Below are 19,102 nucleotides of genomic sequence, written 5' to 3'. Positions count from 1 at the left end.
GGGCCTCCTAGTAACACTTGTAGCGAGGCCGGAAAGAAAGTCTCAAAGAAGAAGCCCCCGAAGCGGGGGCCATTTCGACAGAGATTTTCGATGTTCCGGACGGGACCGACCAGAGCACAGGATTTGGGGAGAGGTCTTCCCAGTAGTTCCGTCCCTGATCGTCACGCAGGATCTTGTAACCCGGGCGGGTATCAATAGTCAGCGTTCGGCCGGCCGCTACCACATCAGTCGTTGCCGCCGGTATCTCGAACGTCTTGTCGCCGAAGGAGAACCGGAAGCCGCGGACTGGCCCTTGCAGCTCCCAGACGGGCCACGCCTCTGTATCACCCGGATTGTGGACTGCGAGGTCCGGAGTGGAGACCAGTCCCTTCTCCAGCCCGAGGGGAAGGAACGCCCCCTGCGTGGAGAGGAAACCTTTCCCCTTGCCGAACTTCCACTCCGCGACCTGGAGCTGGTCCGAGTAGAAAAAGGGGTCAAATGCGGTGAACTGGATGCCGAACATGGCCCAGCGGAAGCCCGCTGTGTCTTCGCCCTCGTCGCCTTCGAGACCGCCCTTGTAGTAGCAGTGAAGGTATCGGGGCTGAGAGTCTGCTTCCACGAACTTCAGCACGCAGTACCCGGCGAGGGGGTCAAGGGCGCTGACGAGTCGGCGCTTGAGCCGCTTGAGGGTGCGTCGGTCAACTCCGTGGAGGTAGACCGGGATCATCACCTCGCGCTGAGCGTACCGCGCTGAGCGGTAGAGCGATCCGTGCAGATTCGGGCTCGCGTCCGCGTGCAGCTCGACAGGCGGCATGTCCAGGCCCTGGGCACCGGACTGGATCATGATGGCTGGCCAGTCCTTGCCCTGAGACCCGGTGAGGGGGATTTCCTCCCCCTCACCGTTGGAGCCTCGAATCGAAACGTAAGTATGCCCCCACTCCGCAGGAACGGGCGGCTGAGGCCGAGTTGGCTGCGGTACCTCAACTACCTGTGTTTCTGTTGCCGGAATCGGCATAGGCATCTTTCCTTTCGATTAGAAGCCAGCCATCACCTCCGCTGTCCGCATAGCACGGAGAACTGCATCGGTGGTGTTCTCGGCTTTGGCCTCATGGACGTGGATCTCGTATCGCCGACCAGCGACCATTTCCTCGGTCTTCCGTGAGTTGTAGACCCGCTCTCCGCCCCGGAAATTCACCAGCTCGGGCCCGTGCTCGCCGACCATCGCAAGGCCGGCGGTCGCCGACTTGGTACCGGTCCAGTAGCCGCGGGTTCCGGACAGTGCCGCGCGCCACCCCGATCCGTAGCGGCTGATCGCGTAGTTCAGTCCCGCGTAGATCGAGGCCAAGGGGTCGAGCTGTCCCAGGGATCGGTACGGCCCCGCGTACGCGGCGAAGGTCGTGTCGATGGTCTGGAGTAGCCCCTTCGACGGGTGCCCCGACGCCGCGTTGCTGTCCCAGTTGTTCACCGCGGCCGGGTTGCCGCCGGACTCGACGCCGATCCGGTGGAGGATCAGCCCCACGTCTGACGCGGAAATGCCGCCCTTGCCGTCGAGTTCCTTGATGACCCGCTCAACCAAGGGCCGCCACCGGTCAACGGAGCCGCCCGTGAGGCCGGCGTACTCGCCCGCACCCTGAGTCAGCTTCGCGAGGGAGCCGGGCCACGGGTTGAGGACCGGCCCCTTCTCCGCGCCCGGAGCACCGCCCCGCGGGCGGAGGGCGCCGTCGGCGCGGTTGCCGTAGCCGAGCTGGCGCCGGATGCTGCGGGACTCGTTACCACCAACCGTCTCCAGGGAGGACCCTTGACGGCCGGTGGCGATGTCGATGTGCCCCCAGTTGCCGGGGCCGAAGCCCTTGAAGACCATGAGGTCACCGGGCCGGGCCTGGCTGGTCGGGACCATGCCCATCTTCGAGACCCACGTGGCCACAGCAGGCCAGCGGTTCCCCGGCGTCCCCGTAGGGGAGCCGCCGTACGCCGCGTTGGCGTGCGCGTGGTCCACGACCCAGGACACGAAGTCTGCACACCACGACTCGTATGCCGAGCTGCCGATGTACTTCGTCCCGGACATGTCGCCGGACTTGGCTTCCTGGAGGGCGACCTTGACGACCTGGCCGCCCCCGCCGTTCGCGTGGTCGTCGGCCCACTTGCCCCACTTGGCGAGCCAGGGCTCGGCCTTGCTGAACGCGTCCGCGTTGAGCTTGCCGGGCGTACCGAACTTCGACGCGAGGGACTTGAGGCCCGGCTCGATCGCCGCGTCCCAGCCCTTGTGAACGGCTTCCTCGTAGCCCTCGAAGGGATCGTCCTTGTGTCGGCGGACCCACTCGGCGCCGCCGACGATGCCGCCGTTGGCGTAGACGTTGCCGCCCTTCCGGGCCTGCTCATTCCAGCGGAGAATTGTCTCTGCGCCCAGGGCGCGAACGACCTCCGGGCGAAGGATTCCCTCGCCGCGGCTGAGCATGGCGGGCACCGTGTCCACCCCCGGCTGGTAGCCGGGAACAACACCGCCAGTGGAGAAGTGCACCGGAGACAGCGGGGAGCTGGTTCCGGCGAGTTTCGCCATGGCGCCGATCATGCCGACTGCGCCCGCGTTGTAGGGGCCGGAGACCGTGGTCCTGGTCGAGCTGTCCACGAGGGACATGGCATCCCGCCAGACCGTACGGATACGGCTGCTGGCGGCCTCGAAGAAGCGCCGCGTCTGATTTACGCCCCCGCGGAGACGGGAGAATGAGGCGAGGCTGCTCGTCGTGGACGACGAGACCTGAGAGGCGACACCCGTCCAGACGCTCTGACTGGAACCCTGGAACGTCCGCTCCGCTGCGGTGAGCGGCCCGGACAGGTGATTCGCCCACCGCTGCTGAGCGGGCTTGATCTGCCCGTCAACGGCCTGGCGAACCTGAGCAGCCACGCCCGTCCAGGAGGCAGTCGAAGCCGCCTGATGAGCGCGTATGGCCGCAGTCATGGCGGCAAGCGCATCCTCGATGCGCTTGGCCGCTTCCTCGAACGCCTTCGCGTCCGGGATCGGCGTCACCGCCTGGTCCGCCTTGGCGCCGACTGTGGCCGGCGCCCCCGTCTTCGCGGAACGATTGAGTCCGAGGATGGTTCGATACCCGAGTGCCCGAACGGCGTCCGGGCGAAGTACCGCCTCGCCGGGGGCCAGGAGAGCGTGAACGCGGTCGTGGCCCGGCGCGTAGCCAGGGACGATCCCGCCGTCCGCGAACTTGAACAAGCCCTCGGTGTTCGGCATCATTTCGCGCGCCCGCGCGTAGAAGTTGTCCCAGACCTCTTCGGCGAATTCTGAGGGATTCGAGACGAGCTTCTGCACCAGCCCGAGCATTGAACGCACGTCATCGATCACGCCGTTGAAGAGTTCCTTCAAGGTGTCGATCGCTTCGTGGAGAACCTTGGCCGGATCGGTGAGCAAATCCTTGGCGACGGAGCCCAGACCCTTCAAGGTGTCCCAGACGCCACCGACCAGGTCCTTGATCATTTCCAGCAGATTCTTCGGGTTGAGCAGGTCGCCAGTGAACTTGGCTCCCCGCTGAAGGATGTTTCCTTCGCCCTTCCAGACATCGTCCCAGAAGAGTTGGCCCGCGGTAGGCGCAACGGCGCCGGCCGCCAGGCCGATCAAATTACCGACACCGGTCGGCGTAGCCTTCAGGAATTCCGGCAGCCGGGAGAACATGAAGTCCCGCAGATTCCCGAATCGGTTGTTCGCCGCGCGGCCGGAGGCGTCACCGCCGGCGCGCGCACCCCAACGGCGCACGTTCTGCCCCGTGGTGCCACCGATCTTCGACCCGGCCGAGGCCATGTCGATACCGCCACTGAACGCGTCGAACGCGGGGGAGAAGTCAATGGCGTTGGTCAGCTCTTCCAGGATGCTGAACGGCCAACGCTTCCCGCCGCCACGGCCCTTGCCCTTCGCGATACCACCCTTGGCGAACCGGGAGAGCTGGCCGCGCGCCGCGGCGGCGTTCCATGAATTAATAGTTCCTTCACCGAGGTGGGCCGCGACCTCCGGACGGAGGATCGCTTCTCCCGGGCTGAGGATCGCGGGGATGGAGTCGACACCAGGCGCGTAGCCCGGCAGGACGCCACCCAGGGCGTGTGTGCTCGGCTTGCGGGACGACTTCTTCTTGCCCTTGCTGCCGCCACCGCCGAGACCGGTTGCCGCATTGACCTCGCCGACGTTGCTCTTGAGCGAATCGGCTTCGTCAGCAGCTCCCTTCAGGGCGCTCTTCAGGTTGTTGACCGATGCGGTCGTGGAGGTGACCCGCTTCTTGCTCAGTGAGTCGAGTCGGCTGTTGGCCGTGCTGAGCTTGGACCCCACCGCATCGACGGCCGAGTACAGCGAGGACCCGCCACCCTTGAACTTGTCCCGCAGGGACTTCAAAGGCTTGCCGTTCAGCGTCGTCATGCGCTCGACGCATTCCTGAATGACACGACGGACATCCCGAACCTTCGGCTCCGTCCAGCCGAACTCTTGACGGAGCGCCGCCAGAGGCCGACCGTTCAGTTCCGTGACAGCAGTCGCCGCACTCTTGATCTTCGACTGGGCGGTCTCTGCCTTCTGCGAGAGGGCCGCGACCTCCTGGCGGGCGCCCCCGGTCTTGCCGTCGTTGAGGTCGCGCAGCGCCTTGGCCGCTCCCTCGATGTGCTGCTGTGCGTCCCGAGCTGCTGCTGCGAGGCTGCGGCCGGCGGTGCCGCCGAGGGCGTTGATCTCCGGTTCGATAGAGATGGTGTTGATCCCACGCAGTGCCTGCTTCAGCGCCTGGATCTTCTCGTCCAGGGCGCGAAGCGACTGCTCGGCTTGGCCGGTCTGGACGCGGACCTCGGTGGCGCGGCTGTCCTGGCCGCGGGCCCGGTCCATGGCGCGCTGCGCCAGGTTCCGGCTGTCGCCGCGGATCTCGGTGCGCTTGTCCTTCCAGGATCCCCAGAAGCCGCGCTCCGAGCCTGCACCGCGAATTCCCGCAGCGCCTTGACGCAGGATGCGGGTACCGCCTCTGGCGCCCTTGAGGGAGCCGCGGACGAGGCCGACGGCCGGGCTGGCCGTCTTGGCGAGCTTGCCGACGATCTTCGTCAGGAGGCCGAACCCGATGAGGAACGGTGCGGCCACCGCGGCGATTTTCGCGGCGGTCAGGACTGCGTCTCGAAGGCCGGGATGCTTGTCGAGGAACTGTACGGTCGTCTTGATCCATCCGGTGAAGGTCTTCAGAACCGCGAAGAACTCTTCAAGCAGCTCCCCGGCCATCGGGAGGACCTTCTTGCCCAAGGACTTGGCGTCGTTGAGCAGGCCGCCCTGGTAGTCGTACTGGACGTTACCGTTCTCGTCCTTGACGACCTTCCCGTCCTTGCCCTTCCGGGCTACCTTGTGGCCCATGATGGTCGAGCCGAGGCCGGTGTACTCGAACTGCCCGTTCTTGCCCTCCTTCATGAAGAGCTTCTGAAGGGCGACCTGGCCGGACTCCTTCATCTGGCCGATACGACCGGAGATGGTGGCGCCTGACATGCGGGCGGCACTGCCCTTGATTCCGTTATCACCCGTGCCCCAACGTTTCAGCAGGGCGTCAACGAACTCGGACCCTTGCAGGCCGCCGGTGTGCTTCGCGTCCTGCATGAACTCGTACATCTTGGCAGAGGCGTCGACCCGCTTGCCCTTTTTGTCCTTACCGTCCTTGAAGCCCATCATGAGGGCGAGATCCTGGGCCGGCATACCCACAGCGCGCTCGAACTGCTTCAGGTTGCGCATAGGGATGCGGCCCATATCCATGATGACTTCCATGGCATACATGCCCTGAGACACCATGGTCGGATCCATGATCCCGCCGAACGCGGCGGAGTCGCCGATCATCTCGACCACGTCACTGGACTTCTTCGCGACGCGGGCCGAGCCCTTCTTCTTCCGGGCCGGATCGTCCGAGCGGAAGTCTCGGTCGTGCGCACCGATGGCACGCGCGTAACGCGTGCTGTACTTCTGCATGTCCTCAAGGGAGTACGGAGTCGCGATGGCGTACTTCTGCATCTCCTTGAGCATCGCGGTGACGTCTTTGATCTCCAGGCCCATGCCGTGCAGGCCGGTCTGAGCCTGCATCATCGAGTCCGCGCTTCTGACACCTACAGTGGTCAAGCCCGCGGACAGCAGTCCGAGCGGGCCGATCAGGTGGTGTGTGATGAGTCGGCCGGTCTCGACCGTGCCCGTGCCGAAGGCGGTCATCTTGCCTGCGGCGGTGCTCCAGCCCTTGTTGACCCGCGTGAAGAACGATTCATTCACCGCACGCAGAGCCGCCAGCTCCCGCCGCTGTTCGGCGATCGAGTCAACCAGCATCTTGCGCTGGATCCGGGCTGCGGCTAGCTGGTTGGCCAGGTCTTCGCGGCGTGCCGCGGCCATCAGCCGTAGGCCAGCCTGCTGTTGGCGAAGCGTGGCCTGTTCCTCGGCGCGCTTGCGCCGCTCGTTCTCCCGGTGGGCGGCGTAGTACGCGCGCTCATAGGCGTCGCGCTCCCGCTCCTGCCGGATCTGCTGCTGATGGATCTCACGGTCCATGCGTGCGGAATCCTCAAGAGCACGACGCCGCTCCGTCGCCGCACGACGGGCAGCTCGGACCTGAGCATCGGCCGCGCCGTCTGCGGCCTGCGCCTTCTGGGCTTCGGTCCGACGGTACGCCTCAAGGTCCGCCCGGTAGGACGACAAGAGAGCGCGCGCACGCTTCTGTGCCGTTCGATCCTGCGACTGCGCCAGCTCCTTGTCCGCACGGGCCATCCCCTCAAGGGACTGCTGGTGCAGCCGGAGGGCGGTCTTCGCTTCCCGGGACAGGCCCCGTGTCCGCTCTTCCGAAGCCTCAAGGACTTGGCGTGCCCGAGCAGCCACCTGGGCGCCGTGCGCTCGGGTGATCTCCTGCTCGACGCGGGCGTACCGGGCGGCCTCGGTTTCCTTGACCTTCTGCCGCTCGCGGGAACCCTTGGCGCTCTCGCGGGTGATGCCGAGCTGCATCGTGCGGGCCTCGGCCGCGGCTTCGCGCGACAGGCCGGTGAAGGCTCGGCTCAGCCCCTTGCCCAGCGCGGTGCCGGCCTCACGGCCGATGCGCCCCATGGTGGAGGTGAGGGAGGCGCGCATCCGCGCCAGGGCGTCGCGGTCGAGGTGGGGTTCGATGGAGATGTAACCCGTACCGACCTTGATTCCGCCGCGGGGTCCGGCCATGCTGCCTCCTAAAGGTTGCTCATCTGCGTGAAGAAAGAGGACAGCGCGGCGCCATCAGCGAACTCGTGTAGAGGTTCCTTGGGCTTCTCCGGTTCGGTCTGTCCAGGGCGCGGAAGCGGCGTAGGAACCGTTAGTCCCTCCGCGTTCTCCGAGTTGGCCTTGATGAAGAGGAAGTTGGAAATTTCGGCAGCGTCGCTGACGCGCGCTATGAGGTGGTCGGTAACTGACCAGGCGGCGGATTCGTCCACCTCTGCCAGGAAGGCTGAGCGTCCAGGTTTTTTAAGGAGTGACTGGATCAGTGCATGGACGCGTCGCAGGGAGAGCCGCCCGCGCCATAGGTCGAGCAGATCTATTCCGAAGAATTCGAGGAAGTCAGCCTCGATTGCATCGGAGAAGTCTCGTATGGCGTGGACGGCCCCGATCAGTTTCCCGCGGTGCCGAAGCCTGCGGCCTCAGAGACCTTTTCGGCGAAGTCCTGGAAATCGCGGATCTTGGCGCCGCTGGCCTTATAGGTGCCCCACTGGTCACCGAGGATCAGCTTGATTGCCTCGATCTCGTCGTCCACCTCCAGGAGGCCGACCGGAAGGTCGAGCGGCGCGGGGACGGTGTACTCGATGCCCTTGTGCTCAAAAGTGGTCGGCTTATCCTGCTCAGCCTCGGCCTTCTTGGCGGCGGTGTTGGTGCGCGGGGTCTTCGCAGCAGTCATGGAATCTCCAAAAGGGCATAAAAAAAGCCCCCGTGAGGGGGCTGAAAAAATGGGGGTATGAGAGAAGGGCCGGGGAATTTGTCCCTCCCCGGCAAAGGAGGAGAATCGTTACTTCTCGATGGCCTTCGTCGTTACGGTGAGCGAACCTGCCTGCGCTTCAACACCCTTGACAGCAGCCTTAACGGTGTAGACACCCGCGGTCGCGTCAGAGGCAACAGAAATGGTGGAGGTCAGGTTGCCCTGGTCATCGGTGTTGGCCTGCGTCGCGACGACCTTGCTCTCGGAGGGGCCGGCGATCGTGATGGCGGCTGCGGTGTTGGCGGCAAAGTTCTCGCCAGTCAGGACGACGGAACTGCCCTGCTCGACGGTGTTGCCCGACAGCCGGGCCGCGGCGGGCTCGACGACGATGGTGCCGGCGTCGTTCAGGTCGTCATTCGTGAGGACGTAGCCCAGGCCGCCGTTGTAGTCCAGAGCGTCGATGGTCAGCTCGTACTTTTCATTCTCGGTTCGCTGAAGCTGAATAGCGCCGCGGTCCGAGATCATCGCTCGGCCGATGACGCATCGGTACTGGGTCTTACCCTGCGACCAGTCCACGACAAGCGTGATTTCCTTCAGGTCCGGAGTGGACTTCAGATCCAGTCGAAACAGGCCCGGAGTCTCCTTGGACTCCACCCACTCCGCACCGAAGAACAGCTCGGTCGTGAGCCGAGACGTCTCCATCAGGGTCGCCTTCACCTGGAAGGCCGCGGACTTCACGTTGTAAAGAACGGGCACAGCAGACTGCCAAACATTCACCGGATTCGTCTCGATAGACGGGGTGATTGTCACGCCGCCTTCATCGACATAGCCGAGATTCTTGTACGGAGCGCCGAGCTTATCCAGGCCGGAGGGAAGGACGGTTCCGGTCCCCGGGGCGTCACTGGTTCGTGGGGCCGGCGCGATGGAAAGGGAGCCCTTCGGAGCGAACCGAATCTTCTGTGCATTACCGGTGTCAGTAGACAAAAGCGCCTCCAAAAAGGCATAAAGATAGGCCCCCGAAGGGGCCTGGCAAGGTGTTCAGGTGGTCAGTCAGTCGGTCGCCCAGGTGATCGACCCGATCTCGGGCGGCTTCGGCGGGATATACGGGACGGGTGGAGTTCGGTACGGAGCACTCCACTCCGACTCGCCGCCGTCCAGCTTCGAAATCTTGGCTCGCACCTCAAAAACGTCACCAGCATTGAAGGGGCGTCCGTAGGCTTCCTGGGTGAAGGTAAAGTCGGTCGCCGGCCAGTCCTGGCCGGTGTTGACGACGGTCACCCGTTCCGCCGGAGGAGTATCCGGGTGCGAATTGACGTGAGTGATCTCAAGGACGATTTCGGTACCGGGGGTGCCGACAAAATTCATGCTCTTGAAGTCGAACTTCATGGCGCTGGGCATGGCTACTCCTCGATGTAGGAAACGGTGACCTCCCCGCCGTAGCAGTGCTCACGAGAGGTGCTGTCCGGCAGGTACTTGGGCGTGTCGATGTCCGCCACGTCGAGCACCAGGGCGCCGGAGACGGAGAGGCCCGGAAGGTCTTCGAGCAGGGCTTCGCGGATCTCGTAGGCGAGAGAGGCGGCCTTTCCGCGGTCGGGGTGGTAGACCTCGTACTCGATGTCGGCTCGGTCCATGCGGGACCGGACGGCGCGAAAGCCTCCGGAGTGCGCGAGGTACACCGTCGTGTCGCCGGGAGTGCGGCCCACCAGGTCCCCGGTCACAGCCGTCTTGAGGAGGGGGAAGCGGCCCCGGAGGTAGGGGACGAGGAAGGTGATCGGGTCGAGGGTCACTCGATTCGAGCCTTCAGCAGTGCGGCCTTCAGGAAGTGCCGGCCGGGGTGCTTGTGTCCCTTGCGGTCGGTCCAGCCGCGCTCTTGCAGCATGGCGTGGCGGACCCGCGGGTGCGTCTCGATAGTGACGTTGCCCCACCAGCCGAAGACATCCTGGTTGAGGGTCATCCCGATGTTCTTCCGGATCTCATTGAAATGGGGCTTGCGTGGGCTGCTCCGGGGCACCCCGGCAATCGCCAGCTTCATGACGCTGGTGGTGTATGAGGCAACGGCCACCTGCGTCTCGTGAGACTGGAAGACCTGGCGTTCCCAGCCGCGTTCCATGACCACCTTCGTGTCGGCCATCAGTTCATCGCCCTCCAAGCTCGAATGCGGATATGACGGAGGCTGCCGTGATTCCAACTCATAGGTTCACCCTCGACCTCGTACCAACTCCCGCGGTAAACAAGGCGGTCGACCGCCTCGACCGGGGTTCCCCATGGCAGGTAGACGAGTAGTCGCTCCTGTGAGGTCTCCCGTTCGGGGCTGCGGACTTCGAACGAGCGATCCGGCTGGACATGCGCCCTGCCGGCCCACGCCCGCGTCGCGTTTTCCCAATCCCGACTTCGGGAGTAGGCGCCCTCGACAATCGGGGCTTGATAGATCTCGACGGGATCAGAGAAGCGAATCATCGGCCCCCTCATGTCGAGTGAGGGCCACCGTCCCCAGCTTCCGCCGGTAGCGCTTGAGCGAGGCGCGGGCTGCGGGCGAGAGCTGCTGGACGGAGGAGGTCGAGCCGAACTGGACCTCGATGTCGCCGACCCGCTCACTGACGATGCCCGGCTGTACGGACAGCCACCGGATCACCTCTGAGCACAGCACGGCCCGGATGCCGGGCGCGTCCTCGGAGTACCGGCTCCCGCAGTAGTCCCGGATGAGAGCGGAGGCGTCCTGTATGAACGCCTCCACCTGCGGCTTCTCCGCGCCCTCGAAGGCCCGACCGATCCTGACTTCAATGTCGGTTACGGAGACAGGCATCAAGCCTCTCCCTTCGAAGAGAGAGGCGGGGTTACTTGCCGGCCGCGGCGGTCTTCGGCTTCACGCCGAACACGACGAGCTGTTCCGGGCGGATGATCTTCGCATCGTAGAAGACGCGGCTCTTCACGGCCTGCGTGAACTTCTTCTCGGGCTCGTACGCCTTCATCTCGGCCATGGGGACCAGGAGGGAGACGGCGTTGGTCGAACCGAGAATCATGTCGATGCCGGAGGCGTCGGTGTGGGCGCTCTTCACGAACTTCTGCTTCGAGCGGTTGTGGTTGCCGAGCGTGGTGGTCGAGAAGACCGGGAGGCCGAGGATCTGGCCGATCTGTCCGGTCGGCATGACCGAGCCGCCGCCCCAGTGCGCTGCGTCCTTGAACTCCGGGTTGCGCAGCAGGTTCGCCTTCACCTTCGGAGAGATGATCAGGTAGCGCGACTCCGGAGCCTGGTTCACGTCCAGCTCCTGGATCATGTCCACGAGAACGTCGTAGATGTCGTCGGCGAGACGGTCGCCGGCGGCGTTCTCGGCTCCCTCGAACTTCTTGATCTTGCCATGCAGGGTGTTCGCGGCAGGGGCCTCGCCGGCCTTGACGCCGTTGTAGTCCTTGCCCTCAATGCCGTACGCGATGGTCTTCGCGATGAGGGAGTCCATCGCGATGGCGGTCTTGCGAGCGCGCTGGGTGACCAGGTTCTCGAAGAGGTTGATGCCGTCCTTGGTCTGCCACTGGTGGACGCCATCGATCTCGATGTTGAAGCTGGAGCCCTTTCGGACCCGCACGTCCATGTACTCCAGGCTGGCGTGGTCGGCCTCGCCGATCGACTCGTAGGCGTTCACGGTGCCCTTGTCCGAAACGGTGTCGTCCACGAAGTGCGGGACGTGAAGCACGTCTCCCTCACGCCGGAAGTCGCCCTCGAAGTTGCGATTGCAGATAAGCGAGGACCCGAGGACAAGGTTCTCCTCCAGGTCGGTGAGGAGCTGGGCGGTGTAAAGCTCAGGGATGAAAACAGAACCGCTGTTGGCCTGGTAACCATCGCCAGCGGTCGTATTGAAGCCATTAGAAAAAACGGGCGCAGTAGTCAAAGGCGGTGCTCCAAAGTGCAAGCATCGCGGCGTCTCAAATCAACTTTCTTCACAAAAAAAGAAGTATGTGTTGCCGCAATCAGTTATCGGGGAAGGTGGATCAGACCTCGCCGCGCTGAAGGGCGTCGAACTTGCCCGCCTTCTTCGCGGCAGTGATCTGGGCAGGCGTCATCCGGGCCATGTGCTCGCGAGTGAGCTGCGGGACAGCAGTGCCGCCCTGGCGGCCAAGGCCGAGGCCCTGGGCGAACTCCGGCCCGGCTGCCGGCTTGGGAAGAGACGAGACGAACGAGGTGACCAAGTCAGCGTTGACACCGCCGTCGTCGCTCACGAACCCGGCGACGTTCAGGTACTCGACGCCGGGCAGCTCGACGCCGGCCTTGGCAGCCTGGGCGCGAAGCTCGGCCTCGGCCAGCCGCGTGCTGAACTCCGCGGCGACCGCCTGGCGAGCCTCTGTACGAGCAGCCTCAAGAGCCTTCTCGTGATCGCCGAGCGATGACCGCCGGGTGCCCTCAAGCTCCAGGGACGCGGCCTTGAACCGGTCCTCGTTCTTGCGGGACATCGCCTTCCACTTCTCGACCTCAGCCTGAAGGGCAGCAATGTCATGGGTGGAGTCGGAGGCGGGCGTTTCGTTCGGGGTCTCAGTCATGTGCAACATCCATTTCGGATAGGAGAAACAAAAAAGACCCCATTCCGGGGTCATCGTTCAAGGCTCGGCTACTTGCCTGCCTTCTCTCTGGCAGCATTACCGGAATTACCTCGGGGCGGCTTGCCAGCCGCCTTCTTGGCGTCACCTCCACCAGGCTTGGCGTCCTGGTCGGGCTGCGCCATCGCGGCCTTGTCAGCCTGCGACATATACTTGTCGGCCCGTTCCATTTCGGACTTGGCCTCTTCTTCCAACAGCCCCTCGAATCGCTCGATCTGCTGCGGGGTATAACCCGCGTCGAGCCAGAGCTGTTGCTTCGGAACGCTGAGCATCTGGAGCTTCAGCAACGAATCCATGTGCTGCGCTTCAGTGCGGTTCTCGGGGTCCTTCCACATGACCTCGGCTTCGAATGCGTCGGCACGCTCCTTGTCCTTCTTGACGAGGAAAGCGAGCCGCATAACCTTTTCCCAAGACTCGCCGAAGTGAAGCATTCTCTCCTTCGTCTTGGCAATGAGGCCAGCTTCTGCTGAAGTAATGGAATCGCCAGAGGGGACCTGGCCACCCTTGAGCATGTAATGGAAGGGTACCCTCGCACAACTCGCGAGGTGCTGGACGAGCATATCCACCAGGGCGACGTAGTTGGACAGGTCGGCGGCGTCGAATTGCCCGAAACTCGCGGCCGGATCCTCGGCCTGGAGGAGCTTGTCGACGGCCACACGGAATGGCTCCACCGGCCGGCCGTCTTCATCCTCTTCGATCTCCAGCCCAGTGACGTACCTTTGCGGCCATGCTGCATACTCAGACGCCACGAGGGCGTCAGCGGTCACCTTATTGATCGCATTCTGAAGAGGAATGATAGGCGCCAGGTCCGACATGGGTTCGCCGATCAAGCGGGAACGATTCTGCAAGGGGACGACAGGCACAACCTTCAGAGGATTGCGCTCGGTCTTGTCGATCGCGTATCCAGCGAGCGAGGGCCCGCCGGTGCAGACCACATCCTCAAGCCAGAGGGTGCAGTGCTCGCGGCCCCAGTCGTCCACGAAGAATTTCGCCGCGGCTTCGACCTCGCGACGAGAGCCGGGTTTGAACTGCACGACGACCGTCTCGGCCGACTCGACGTTAATGGTCGGCTCCCCGTCGGCATCAGCCCAGACGATGACGTAGGCGGACCCTTGCGTCATCGCATCCAGGTGCCCCGCCGCGGATTCGGAATCCATGAAGTTTCGCTGCCATATTCGGCGGGCGTCCTTGTCCGCCTCGGGCTCATCGGTCATACGAAAACCCTGAATGGCCAGCCGCTCGTTGACACTGTCGATCACGAGGCCACAGAAATTGTCGTTCCAGCGGTCGAAAACGTCGGCGAACTCACTGCGGTACTTGGACTGGGCAAATAGCATCCTCTGATGCCGGCCGTCGTAGTACTCGCCGAAGCCTCGGGCCTTGCCCCGCTGTGCGGCGAGCTTGCCCTTGAGGTAGTCCATCCACTCAGCGGGAGTGGCCGGTGGCGATCCGATGCTGTCGCCCGGGGTTTTCTGCAACGTGGCAGCGGTCATTCAGGCCCCTTTCTGTGCGGGGCCTTACTCAGAACCCAACTACACGCCTTCGCTTGATCTGCATTCGTCCGTCAGCAATCGCATCGGCGCGGGCCTCGAAGGCGAGGATCGCGCACACGGCCAGGTCGATCTTTCGTTTCGACCTGGGGGAGTCCTTGCAAATAAGGAGGCCCTGGGGGACCTCCCTCGTCACTGCGTTAAGGCAATGCCGGGTCAGATCCGGGTCTCCGTCGTGCTTTACGTCGCCAACTGCGACGGCGGAGTGCAGACGCTCGGTGGCCTCACACATCCTCATGGGCTTGTTGGTCCAGTACTCAAAGACGTAGTCGTCGCCGTAGGTGATGGCCCACCGACCGATGGCTTCCTGCCAGTACGGCGGATCTCCGTAGAACCACTCGACCTTGTACGTCTCAAAGGCGCGTTTAACCGCGGCCTCGACGGAGAGAACGTCGACTTCCCAGTCCGGTTGCTTCGGATCTCGGGGGTTCTCCCAGAGCCCCAGGACGAACAGTTTCCCGTCCCGCAGGCGGGCGCCGACCAGTCCTGTGCTGTCGCCGCGGAGACTTCCGTCGAATCCAATGGCGATCTGGTCGCCGGGGAGAATGGGGTCGTCCTCGTCCAGGCACGCATCCCACTCGGCCTTGATCAACCAGCCGTCAGCATTTTCCTGAATGTTGTTCAGGTAAAACCGGTAGGCGACGGCCGCGCTCGTGCGCGGGTCCATGACGGCATCGACAATGCCGTCCACGTCGACCCAGTAGGAATCGCCGTAAGCGTCGATGACTGCGGCACGAACGGCGTCCTCGTCCTTGAGGTCAACGTCCCGTACAGCCTCACGGCAGTCGTAGAGAATGCGCTTGGCCCCGAGTTCGATCGCGGCCTCGTAGGTCCGCTGAGCAATCGAATTCTCGTTGGGGTTGAACGCATTGGTTGTTTCGATGAGCCGACTACCGGCGCCGGCTGTTTTCTGGACGTTCCGGTCCAGGGTCTCCCAGACGTACGTGCCCTGGTTGTTGTCGACCCAGTGGTGGACCTCGTCGCAAACAACGAAGTGGCGGTGCGCCGGCCCCGGCAGAAGCGTTACTGCCGGGGCCGGGCAAAGGTGGGCCTCGCCCCCTCAAGTCCACGGCTGCTGGAAGTCACGGGCTCAATTCGGCCGGGTCGCCCATCCTTGAATTGGATGGTCGCCTTGCCGATGTCGAGGTTGTATTCCTTCTCTGCCGGGGACTCGGCCAACATGCCGCGGATCATGTCGCGAGTGTTGGCAGTCTGGTCGAGCGAGGTAGCAGCGATCTGGACCAGGGGGAGCGGAACCCGCTTTCCGACCGGCATCCCGTTCTCATCGAAGTGGGAGAAGCGACAGGGGCCGATGAATTCGACGATGGCCAGAGCCGCCAGAAGCGGCGTTTTCCCCCACCCCTTTGCGCGGCGAAGTGCGGCAGTCCGGTACAGCCAGCGCCCATGCTCATCAATTGCGTACATCCAGAGGACGAAGCGCAACTGCTCGGGGCTGAACCGCCAGGGCTGGCCGGCGTTCTCGCCGTCCGGCTGAACGATGTATCGCTGGGCCCAGCGGATGATGCCGTAGCCAAGGCTCCGAGTCGGGTGGGGAACGCCAGCCGGCATGTTTCCTGTCAGTGGCATCCCTCACCCCCTCTCTAGGACTCGGAGAGCATCTTGAACAGCTCCGCATCCATGTCTGTTGTGGCCTCTGTCGCGGCCTTCTTGGCCTCGGCCTCGGCCTGCTGGTCGAAATTCATGCGCAACCGCGCGCGGTCTTCCGTCGTCGCGCCCCACTTGCCCACGCGCTGGCGGATCTCGCCGGCGAGTTTCACGTCGCCTTGGTAGAAGGCGTCCACGAGCCGGGTGGTCAGCTCCAGCTCGGCCCAGTCGGTCTCAAGCCAGTGCTCCGTTTGCGGAGCGCTGGCCCATGTCCGCCAGAAGCGTTTGGCGCCCCCGGTCGTCACACCGAGGGCTTTCGGTAGGGCCCGCCCCTCTCCGGAAGCGAGGGTCAGAGCGTGTTCACCGAGGGCATGGTCGGTGTTGCGTCGGCGTGCGTTGGGGTCGGGGGCCGGCCCGCGACGAGCTGGCATCAGCGCACCGCCTTGATCAGGCCCTCGTCCACCCCGTACAGCTCGGCCAGCTCAGACAGCTCAAAGAGTGCGTCCTGCTGCCACGTCCGCTTCTCCGAGGCGCGGTTCGGCCGGCGGTTGGCCTTGACCGGTGGGAAGGCACAAGCGCAGTCGGCGCACAGGCCGTCGCAGTCAGACACGGAGGTCTCCCCTGGGGTGTGTGAGTGAATGAATGATTCGGACGGGTGCTTGGCCGCAGTGGCGGGTAAAATGTGGGAACCGGCCCGACATGGTGTGGTCGGTAGGGTCCTGGTGCCAGCGGATTACCTCCGGGAGCCGCAGAAGGCCCCCGTATGCAGGGGGCCTTCGCTATACCCGGTCTTCGCAGAGCGTCTTACGTCGGTGGCAATCGCGGCACAGGACCCAGAGGTTCGACAGCTCCCAGGAGCCGCCCTTGGAGACGGGAGTCAGATGGTCCACCTCCAGCTCGGTCTTCGATCCGCAGCGTTGGCAGGTGAAGCGGTCGCGGGCGAGGACCAGTGCCCGGCGCTTGTGAAAGTCACCAGGGCGGTTCTGATTCCGGGCGGAAGTGCCCCACCGCCGCGGGGGTGGGGCGTGCGTCTCGCAGCGTCCGGACCGTACGGTCACGGACGTGCAACCCGCGGACATGCAGATTGTTTTCGCTCGGGGCATCCTGATCCGTCCGTCCCTTCTGCCAGAGAGACCAGCCGTGTAGGCCGAATGGGAGGCCCCGGCTGGTTGCTGATCTGGCAGCCGGGGCCTGTGTCCCTCCCTGGACCTCTTACTGAAGAGCTGACTCAATTCAGGAGTTCAACAAGGAAGGAAGTCGGTAACAGGCAGAGCCTCATTGGCTCTGCGTTAAGAAGTAGTCAAGGTCCTCTGTCGTTCGACCTCGTTTCACTCGGTCTCACTAAGTATGTAGGTGTTACCGGGAGCCGGGATAACAACAACTTGTTGAACTGAGACGCTTGTCACAGTGTCGGAGGTGGTTGTGGTGAGACACGTCCGGAATGCCGCGTTCTGGGTAACGGTTACAAGACTCAAAAGTTGATCTGAGTCCGGCCCAGGTAGTAGGGTCGCGATCTTGGAGACGTTGCGTTGATCACACTCGCGAGAGGGAATCATGACAAAACTGCCGACAGACGCCACCTTGAGGAAGCTCTTCCACCTTGGCGTTTCCGACAAGAAGATCGCCGAGCAGTATGACGTCTCCGTACAGGCGGTGAACAAGCGAATGCGGAAGATGGATCTTCACCGGAAGCCCATCGCTACGGAAGTGACCGACGTGCTCAACAGAGCGTGGTCGGTCAAGTCCGTGGAAGGGCCCGAGTCGCACCACAGCCGCCGTGCGATGAAGGGGTTGAAGTACTTCCTGCGTCAGCAGCTCGGGGACCAGCTCACCGAGAACCAGAAGCAATACGTCCGCAACCTGCTGGCCAGGGTCGAGGCCGAGGGCGTCGTTCTGGACTACGACAGGGACAGCGTGGAAGGGATCGTCTTCCGGCCCAGGCAACCGGAGGATGGCCGGCGGATCCTGCGATGGCCGGTAGGGATCGACCTGCCGGAGCCCCGTTTGCTCGCGGCGATGGACTTGCCGAAGTTGTCGGAGGCCGAGGACGGGCCTCAAGGGGGTGACACCGACGACCCCAAGTAGCGCCCCCGCCAACAGGATTCAGCGCCCTTACCCACCTAACGCGACGTCACGACTCCACTAAGCCCTCCGGCCTGCCGGGGGGTTTGCTTTTTTTCGCTACCAGTTGGTACTACTGGCCATGTAGGTTGTTCTGAGACATAGACAACCTTCGGAGACGCTGCCAGGTGCAGCGCTGAATGAACGGGGATAATCAAACAATGCCGATCATGCTCCGTCCGCCGGTCGTCGTCCTGGCCAGCCAGGCCAAGGTGCTCGATCTGGTGGCGGCAGTAGAGAACAGTTCCTTCGTGGCACCCCCTGAATCCTTGTTGATGACCGCGGGGGTTAGTGTCTCGAAGCTGTTCACGAGGGAGGTTGGCCATTACTTCGAAGTCGTACTCACAGACCTTGCGACGCTCGACTGTATCGGGGAGGTAGGCGCCGTTTTTGAGGCTGAAGGTCTTCCGTTGTGGAGGAACGTCGTCATCGATGTGACGCAGGCGATGAGGCCGCACCCGCATTTCCCTGGCAGCAAACGAATCACGTACATGATCGTTCACCCGGAGGCGCACGCATGAGCGACATAGAAACCCAGCCCCGCAGTGTCAGTCAGACCGAGCAGTACGAGCGGTGTGCGTACCGCTTCTATCTCCAGCGCGTCGAGCGAGTGGTGCCGCGGCCGGCGGCCTGGTCGTTCCACGGAACGGCCTTCCACGCCGCCGCGGAGGCTGTGGAGTTGTCCGGCCGGACCATGACCGCCGAGGAGGCGGTTCAGCTCTTCTCCGAGCGTTACACCGTCCTCGTGAACGCGGCTCTCGACAAGGAGCCGGATACAGACCTGTGGCTTGCAGCCGGGCGGGTCACCGGAGGCGAGGACATCGAGCGGCGGTATGCGCTGGGGCAGGAGCAGACGGCGCAGTACGTCGAGTGGGCAGCAGTGAACGACAGCGAGACCTTCATGACCCCGCAGGGTGAGCCGGGCCTGGAGCTGTACTTCATGGTGGAGCTGGGAGGGGTGCGCGTACGCGGGTACATCGACCAACTCGTCCAGGACGCCGACGGGTCGGTGCGGCCCCGGGACTGGAAGACCGGTTCCATGAAGTCGAAGTTCCAGCTCGAAACGTACGGGGTGGCGACCCGCAAGCTGTTCGGAGCGGAGGTCAACAAGGCTGACTGGTACCTGGCCAAGGAGGGGCGGCTGTCACGGCCGGTGGCGCTCGACAAGGTGACGGAAGAGGGCGTTGGTGAGCGGTACGCCGCCATGGACGCAGGCGTGAAGGCCGGCCGGTTCCCGGCGAGCCCTGACTTCGCCTGTCGTTTCTGCGACGTGTCCCACGCTTGTTCGTTTAAGCGGTAAGTTGATTTGAGACGCCGCCTCGCGTAGACTGGAAGTAGCAGGCAAGG

The 19,102-nt window shown here is 63.9% G+C and carries 20 protein-coding genes; 3 read left to right on the top strand and 17 right to left on the bottom strand.

The features are described from left to right. Window positions 1-7: 7 nt before the first annotated feature. The 17 genes from ACH4EB_RS18850 to ACH4EB_RS18770 all read right to left on the bottom strand — a co-directional run bounded on the left by ACH4EB_RS18850 (window position 8) and on the right by ACH4EB_RS18770 (window position 16,713). Window positions 8-823 carry a phage tail family protein gene (locus ACH4EB_RS18850; protein WP_398348655.1) on the bottom strand — a complete coding sequence of 272 codons (816 nt, stop codon included), beginning with the start codon at window positions 821-823 and terminating at the stop codon, window positions 8-10. A gap of 189 nt (window positions 824-1,012) precedes the next feature. Continuing rightward, complete coding sequence (locus tag ACH4EB_RS18845) at window positions 1,013-7,168, bottom strand: hypothetical protein (RefSeq protein ID WP_398348654.1); 6,156 nt, start codon at window positions 7,166-7,168, stop codon at window positions 1,013-1,015. 8 nt (window positions 7,169-7,176) lie between these two features. Continuing rightward, entirely contained in the window at window positions 7,177-7,416 is a 240-nt protein-coding gene (locus tag ACH4EB_RS18840; protein ID WP_398348653.1) for a hypothetical protein, read from the bottom strand. Between the two features lie 173 nt (window positions 7,417-7,589). Next, complete coding sequence (locus ACH4EB_RS18835; RefSeq protein ID WP_398348652.1) at window positions 7,590-7,874, bottom strand: hypothetical protein; 285 nt, start codon at window positions 7,872-7,874, stop codon at window positions 7,590-7,592. Window positions 7,875-7,982: 108 nt separating this feature from the next. Continuing rightward, window positions 7,983-8,876, bottom strand: coding sequence for a hypothetical protein (locus ACH4EB_RS18830; protein WP_398348651.1), 894 nt, complete (start codon window positions 8,874-8,876; stop codon window positions 7,983-7,985). Between the two features lie 66 nt (window positions 8,877-8,942). Continuing rightward, complete coding sequence (locus ACH4EB_RS18825; protein WP_398348650.1) at window positions 8,943-9,290, bottom strand: hypothetical protein; 348 nt, start codon at window positions 9,288-9,290, stop codon at window positions 8,943-8,945. Between the two features lie 2 nt (window positions 9,291-9,292). Next, window positions 9,293-9,679 (bottom strand): hypothetical protein, encoded by a 387-nt coding sequence (locus ACH4EB_RS18820; RefSeq protein ID WP_398348649.1) that lies wholly within the window; start codon window positions 9,677-9,679, stop codon window positions 9,293-9,295. Beyond that, complete coding sequence (locus ACH4EB_RS18815; protein ID WP_398348648.1) at window positions 9,676-10,023, bottom strand: hypothetical protein; 348 nt, start codon at window positions 10,021-10,023, stop codon at window positions 9,676-9,678. Before ACH4EB_RS18815 ends, ACH4EB_RS18820 begins: the two co-directional genes overlap by 4 nt. Window positions 10,024-10,332: 309 nt before the next feature. Next, complete coding sequence (locus ACH4EB_RS18810; RefSeq protein ID WP_398348647.1) at window positions 10,333-10,695, bottom strand: hypothetical protein; 363 nt, start codon at window positions 10,693-10,695, stop codon at window positions 10,333-10,335. Window positions 10,696-10,726: 31 nt separating this feature from the next. Next, the gene (locus ACH4EB_RS18805; RefSeq protein WP_398348646.1) at window positions 10,727-11,776 is read right to left on the bottom strand and encodes a hypothetical protein; all 1,050 of its coding nucleotides are present in this window, start codon (window positions 11,774-11,776) and stop codon (window positions 10,727-10,729) included. A 100-nt stretch (window positions 11,777-11,876) separates the two neighbouring features. Then, window positions 11,877-12,422, bottom strand: coding sequence for a hypothetical protein (locus ACH4EB_RS18800; RefSeq protein WP_398348645.1), 546 nt, complete (start codon window positions 12,420-12,422; stop codon window positions 11,877-11,879). Window positions 12,423-12,490: 68 nt separating this feature from the next. Then, complete coding sequence (locus ACH4EB_RS18795; RefSeq protein ID WP_398348644.1) at window positions 12,491-13,972, bottom strand: phage portal protein; 1,482 nt, start codon at window positions 13,970-13,972, stop codon at window positions 12,491-12,493. A 28-nt stretch (window positions 13,973-14,000) separates the two neighbouring features. Continuing rightward, on the bottom strand, window positions 14,001-14,720 hold the full coding sequence (locus ACH4EB_RS18790; RefSeq protein WP_398348643.1) for a hypothetical protein: 720 nt from the start codon (window positions 14,718-14,720) through the stop codon (window positions 14,001-14,003). Window positions 14,721-15,052: 332 nt separating this feature from the next. Then, window positions 15,053-15,616: a hypothetical protein gene (locus tag ACH4EB_RS18785; RefSeq protein ID WP_398348642.1), complete on the bottom strand. Its 564-nt coding sequence runs from the start codon at window positions 15,614-15,616 to the stop codon at window positions 15,053-15,055. A gap of 14 nt (window positions 15,617-15,630) precedes the next feature. After that, window positions 15,631-16,065: a hypothetical protein gene (locus tag ACH4EB_RS18780; RefSeq protein WP_398348641.1), complete on the bottom strand. Its 435-nt coding sequence runs from the start codon at window positions 16,063-16,065 to the stop codon at window positions 15,631-15,633. After that, window positions 16,065-16,244 (bottom strand): hypothetical protein, encoded by a 180-nt coding sequence (locus ACH4EB_RS18775; protein WP_398348640.1) that lies wholly within the window; start codon window positions 16,242-16,244, stop codon window positions 16,065-16,067. The genes ACH4EB_RS18780 and ACH4EB_RS18775 overlap by 1 nt, the downstream gene beginning before the upstream one ends. A gap of 169 nt (window positions 16,245-16,413) precedes the next feature. Further along, complete coding sequence (locus tag ACH4EB_RS18770; RefSeq protein WP_398348639.1) at window positions 16,414-16,713, bottom strand: HNH endonuclease; 300 nt, start codon at window positions 16,711-16,713, stop codon at window positions 16,414-16,416. Window positions 16,714-17,188: 475 nt separating this feature from the next. Between ACH4EB_RS18770 and ACH4EB_RS18765 the strand changes: the two genes are divergently transcribed. The 3 genes from ACH4EB_RS18765 to ACH4EB_RS18755 all read left to right on the top strand — a co-directional run bounded on the left by ACH4EB_RS18765 (window position 17,189) and on the right by ACH4EB_RS18755 (window position 19,055). Further along, window positions 17,189-17,719, top strand: coding sequence for a hypothetical protein (locus tag ACH4EB_RS18765; RefSeq protein WP_398348638.1), 531 nt, complete (start codon window positions 17,189-17,191; stop codon window positions 17,717-17,719). 197 nt (window positions 17,720-17,916) lie between these two features. Beyond that, entirely contained in the window at window positions 17,917-18,276 is a 360-nt protein-coding gene (locus ACH4EB_RS18760) for a hypothetical protein (RefSeq protein ID WP_398348637.1), read from the top strand. Beyond that, window positions 18,273-19,055, top strand: coding sequence for a RecB family exonuclease (locus ACH4EB_RS18755; RefSeq protein WP_398348636.1), 783 nt, complete (start codon window positions 18,273-18,275; stop codon window positions 19,053-19,055). The genes ACH4EB_RS18760 and ACH4EB_RS18755 overlap by 4 nt, the downstream gene beginning before the upstream one ends. The last annotated feature ends 47 nt before the right edge of the window (window positions 19,056-19,102 follow it).

It is taken from the genome of Streptomyces sp. NPDC018045 (assembly GCF_044327445.1).
Classification (GTDB): Bacteria; Actinomycetota; Actinomycetes; order Streptomycetales; family Streptomycetaceae; genus Streptomyces.
The sequence above is the reverse complement of the archived record's forward strand: the minus strand, read 5'-3'. Positions and strand labels throughout refer to the sequence as shown.

Coding starts and splice junctions, on each gene's coding strand:
- ACH4EB_RS18850 (WP_398348655.1), bottom strand. CDS start 823: ATGATCCAGTCCGGTGCCCAGGGCCTGGACATGCCGCCTGTCGAGCTG.
- ACH4EB_RS18845 (WP_398348654.1), bottom strand. CDS start 7,168: ATGGCCGGACCCCGCGGCGGAATCAAGGTCGGTACGGGTTACATCTCC.
- ACH4EB_RS18835 (WP_398348652.1), bottom strand. CDS start 7,874: ATGACTGCTGCGAAGACCCCGCGCACCAACACCGCCGCCAAGAAGGCC.
- ACH4EB_RS18825 (WP_398348650.1), bottom strand. CDS start 9,290: ATGCCCAGCGCCATGAAGTTCGACTTCAAGAGCATGAATTTTGTCGGC.
- ACH4EB_RS18815 (WP_398348648.1), bottom strand. CDS start 10,023: ATGGCCGACACGAAGGTGGTCATGGAACGCGGCTGGGAACGCCAGGTC.
- ACH4EB_RS18810 (WP_398348647.1), bottom strand. CDS start 10,695: ATGCCTGTCTCCGTAACCGACATTGAAGTCAGGATCGGTCGGGCCTTC.
- ACH4EB_RS18800 (WP_398348645.1), bottom strand. CDS start 12,422: ATGACTGAGACCCCGAACGAAACGCCCGCCTCCGACTCCACCCATGAC.
- ACH4EB_RS18795 (WP_398348644.1), bottom strand. CDS start 13,972: ATGACCGCTGCCACGTTGCAGAAAACCCCGGGCGACAGCATCGGATCG.
- ACH4EB_RS18785 (WP_398348642.1), bottom strand. CDS start 15,616: ATGCCACTGACAGGAAACATGCCGGCTGGCGTTCCCCACCCGACTCGG.
- ACH4EB_RS18780 (WP_398348641.1), bottom strand. CDS start 16,065: ATGCCAGCTCGTCGCGGGCCGGCCCCCGACCCCAACGCACGCCGACGC.
- ACH4EB_RS18770 (WP_398348639.1), bottom strand. CDS start 16,713: ATGTCCGCGGGTTGCACGTCCGTGACCGTACGGTCCGGACGCTGCGAG.
- ACH4EB_RS18765 (WP_398348638.1), top strand. CDS start 17,189: ATGACAAAACTGCCGACAGACGCCACCTTGAGGAAGCTCTTCCACCTT.
- ACH4EB_RS18760 (WP_398348637.1), top strand. CDS start 17,917: ATGCCGATCATGCTCCGTCCGCCGGTCGTCGTCCTGGCCAGCCAGGCC.
- ACH4EB_RS18755 (WP_398348636.1), top strand. CDS start 18,273: ATGAGCGACATAGAAACCCAGCCCCGCAGTGTCAGTCAGACCGAGCAG.